The organism is Rummeliibacillus sp. TYF005, from assembly GCF_003844195.1.
Lineage (GTDB): Bacteria > Bacillota > Bacilli > Bacillales_A > Planococcaceae > Rummeliibacillus.
In genome coordinates, this window is the sequence record NZ_ML122653.1 from 1 (window position 1) to 542 (window position 542).

General features: G+C 32.5%; 1 protein-coding gene. It reads left to right on the top strand.

What is annotated here, in order from left to right:
• Positions 1 to 287 precede the first annotated feature (287 nt).
• Positions 288 to 542: transposase family protein (locus CW357_RS18090; protein ID WP_256386338.1), on the top strand; the 255-nt coding region annotated here is incomplete at its 3' end.

Sequence of the window (542 nt, forward strand, 5' to 3'; positions counted from 1 at the left end):
AAGCACAACTGTTTATTCAGTTGTGCTTTTTCTTTTGGCCTATTTTATTAGAATTTCCCTCCTTATCTTACAAATGTAAAATCTTTTATAAAAATCGGTTCTATACTAATTGTTGGGGTTATCAAACAATTTAGGGTAAAAAAATACACGTAAGCTCCAAATATCTTATACTAAAGTTACCCAAACAAAAGTTAAGATAGGAGTTACGTGTTACATGAANAGGATTTGAAGATGTAATAATTTTAAAAGCTCAAGCAATAGAAGATCAATATATCATTCACTTTGAAATGCCTATCAGACCGCATAAATGTCCCCAATGCGGTACATTCACAACACATATACATGATTACCGTATGACGAAAATTAAACATCTGAAATTCTCAGAAAGAAAAACCATTTTATTTTATAGAAAGCGCAGATATAGATGCACATGTGGAAAACGTTTTGCAGAACAGAATCCAATCGTAGAGCGCTATCAGCGATTTTCTAAGGAATGGAATCAAATGGCACAAGTCCGTGCAGTAAAAGGGAAAACGTTTAAA